3 protein-coding genes are annotated in these 3,134 nt (G+C 65.8%); all 3 read right to left on the reverse strand.

All coding sequences use genetic code 11. From position 1 onward, the window contains the following. Positions 1 to 1,582: HNH endonuclease signature motif containing protein (locus tag E1261_RS44075; protein WP_165952862.1), on the reverse strand; the 1,582-nt coding region annotated here is incomplete at its 3' end. Positions 1,583 to 1,711: 129 nt separating this feature from the next. Continuing rightward, positions 1,712 to 2,389: a glycoside hydrolase family 43 protein gene (locus tag E1261_RS46175; protein ID WP_202875474.1), complete on the reverse strand. Its 678-nt coding sequence runs from the start codon at positions 2,387 to 2,389 to the stop codon at positions 1,712 to 1,714. A 2-nt stretch (positions 2,390 to 2,391) separates the two neighbouring features. Continuing rightward, positions 2,392 to 3,134 (reverse strand): zinc metalloprotease (locus E1261_RS46180; protein WP_238176838.1); only part of this gene is annotated, 743 nt, incomplete at its 5' end.

The raw sequence follows: 3,134 nt of genomic DNA on the forward strand, positions 1-3,134 counted from the left end.
GTTCCGGGTCGGGGTGGGTGCTGACTGCGGGGGGCAGGCTCGGCTGCTCGTGAGCCGGATCGCTGCTGGCATCCCTCCACACGGCATCGGCCCAGCTCGCGGCGGCGCTGCTCGCGGTCGCGCTGGTACCGCGGGAATCGGTGGTGCTGGGGTTTACGTTGCTAGGGCTCGCTCTGTCTGCACCGGGCCTGCTGGCGCTCGTGCCGCTGCCACCGCTAGCACAGTCAGCACTGCCACTGCTGGCGCTGCTGGCGTGGGCACTGCCGTTGCTGGCAGTTCCGCTGCTGGCACTGTCGCTGGTGTTGTGGGCAGGGGTGGACCAGTCGATCAGCCCGGTGATCGCGGCGCGGTCGGTGATTGGTGCCGGGGCGGCCCAGGTCGGACGGGTGACCTGGACGCCTTTTGCGGTGATCGTGATGGCCCATTGGCCGTTGTGGACCGCGCGGTGGTGAGCAGCGCACAGCAGGGCCAAGTTTTGCAGGCTGGTGGGGCCTCCGTTGGCCCAATGGATCACGTGGTGGGCGTGGCACATCCACGGCGGTGCCTTACAGACCACGCAGCCCCCGTCGCGCTTGTTCAGCGCGCGGCGAATATACCGGTTCACGAACCTCTGCTCGCTCCCGACATCCAACGGCTGAGAATCGCCGCCGAGCACGATCGGCAACACGGCCGCGTCACAGGCGAGGAGCCGGACAGCGCCCGCGGACAGGTTCGCGCCGAACACCAACTCACCTACCGCACCACCACCCGCCGTACCGTCACCCGCTGCACCACCGAACGCGGCCGGGGCGCCGGCGGCCATGGCGGCTTTGAGGTCGTTGAAGTCGATGGTGACGGTGATGTGGGGAACGCCGGGGTAGTCGGGGTTGCCCGCGGCAGCGTCCATGGTCGTCTTCAACGCGTCAGCGCGCCGCTGGTCGGCAGACCTCGGATCCTGTTCACCGTCGACAGTCTTGTGAGGCTTGGACAGTGCGTGATTCTGGGTCTGGAACTGTTCGGCGCTGGCACCGGCCAAGAACCCGGAGAACTTGACGCCGCCCTCGGTCGGCCGCAATCGCAAATACTCCTTCGCGACCGCTTCGTCCTCGGCCGGTTCAGGGCCGTCGGTGTCCAGCCTGGCCAGGACGTCTTGCCCGAACTTGGCGAGCTCGCGCGGGCTACTGCCCCGGGCCACGTTGACCATCTGCTCTTCGGCAACGGCCAGCGTCTCGGCCGCGACAGACGCCGGTGCCTTGTTCAGGGTCTGCACGATGACTTTGGCGTGGTCGAGCGAAATGACCCCTGCACGCAACGGATCGCCGGCATCGGGCAGCGCAGCTGCCACTTCGGGATACTTACCCAGCTGGTCGGCGAGGGCGAGGTCTTTGCGGACCTCAGCGGGGTCGAAGCGATACCGCTCGGAGACCAGCTCGACGGTGTCACGGGCACCGACTTCCTGCGCCGTGCCCATCTCCTGGAGCCGGCCCATGATCTGCAGCGCCTCGGTCTTCATTAAGGCGATAACGGCCATGCGGCAGTCGAGATTGGCCAGCAGCTCGCTGCCACTCTGCCTATACACCGGGGGCATCGCCAAGATCTCCATACCCCAAAGCATAGACACGGCCACCGACAGTTTCCGAGCCGAGAACCCCTTATATACAAGGAATGTGTGGGCTGTTTGTGGGCTGGTTGCCTATTCAACTTGCCCACACGCAGGAGCTGCCCACACACGTCAGGAGGTTGGCTCGCCGGACGGTGCCGGGAGGGCGGTGCCGGCTGGGACAGGTCTGCCGAGGTTGGGTGTGCCGTCCGCGTTCCAGGTGAACTTCTGGGCGCGGGTGCTGCGGTTGATGTCGCAGCCGCCGCCGGCGGTTGGATTGGCGTGATGGGTCATCCAGTCCTCGGTCCCGTCCGGCGACTTGAAGAAGTTGCCATGGCCGGGGCCGTAGACGCCGGCGGCGTCGTTGCGCGAGAAGATCGGGGTGGACTTCTTGACCCAGGACGAGGAGTTGAGCGGGTCCCCGCCGTTGTAGGTGAGCAGGCCGAGTTTGTACTCCGGTGTGGAGCAGTGGCTGGCTGAGAAGACGACGAAGGTTCGTCCGTTGCGCTTCAGTACGACGGCGCCTTCGTTGACTGCGCCGCCCACAGTCTCCCAGTTGTGGGTCGGCGTGGACAGGATGCGGCGGGTGCCACTGGCCGTCCAAGGGTTGCTCAACGGCCTGATGAAGTTGGGTTGCGAGCCGTTGTAGAACGTGCCGAGCAGATGGAGCTCCGGCGCCCACATGTTGCAGCAGGGGGTGGGGTGCCCGCTGAGGTTGTACACAACGGTGTCCGGTGCCGTCGCGATTCCTGCCAGCGTGCGCGAGCGCCGCATGGTGATGGTCGAGTTCCAGGTCGTGGGAGACCTCATGGTCAGTAGCCGTAGCGGTTCTTGAGGTGGCGCCACCAGTCGCGGAACATCCAGGCGTCGAACTCGGTGATGTTGCTTGCGCTGCCGGCCTTCATCAGGAAGCAGCATTGGCCGGTGGGGGTCCAGTCGTAGAAGTCGTCGAGGCCGAAGGTGTGGCCCAGTTCGTGCAGGAGGATGTGGACGTTGTCGGCGTTGAGGTTGTTGATGTAGTACTCGCTGCCGATGCGTTGACCCCAGTCGCCGCCGGCGCCGCCGTTCATTCCCGCGGTGAGCCATAGGGACATGTCGTAGTGACGGGCCACGCCGCCGGGGCAGCGGGGGTACTGCCCGTTCTGGTTGAAGAACCGGCCGCACTCGGGTGCGCATTGTGGTGCACCCTCGCGGATGTTGTTCACGTAGATGTCGATCGAGTTGTCGTTCCACTGCAACGTGGACCGGTCGCGGACGGCCCAGCCCACGACCTTGACCGGCACCTCCGGGTAGGGCCATTTGTTGTGACCGGCAACGACGTCCATCCACTTCTTGAACTGCCTGGCCAGGGTGGTGTGTACGCGGTCCCGCAGCGCGGCGCTGACCGGTGCACTGGAGTCCCAGCGCACGCAGTAGTTGATGTAGCCACGGTTGGCCATGATCTGGTCCCAGCCATAGTTGCGGAAGCCGTACAGATCGCCGTACGTCTCCTCCTGATGCCGCCACACCTCGTCGAGCGGTCTGACCAAGCTCGAGGGTGGGCTCCAGGTGGGCG

The sequence above is a fragment of the Kribbella albertanoniae genome (assembly GCF_004348455.1).
In the GTDB taxonomy this organism is placed as follows: Bacteria; Actinomycetota; Actinomycetes; order Propionibacteriales; family Kribbellaceae; genus Kribbella; species Kribbella albertanoniae.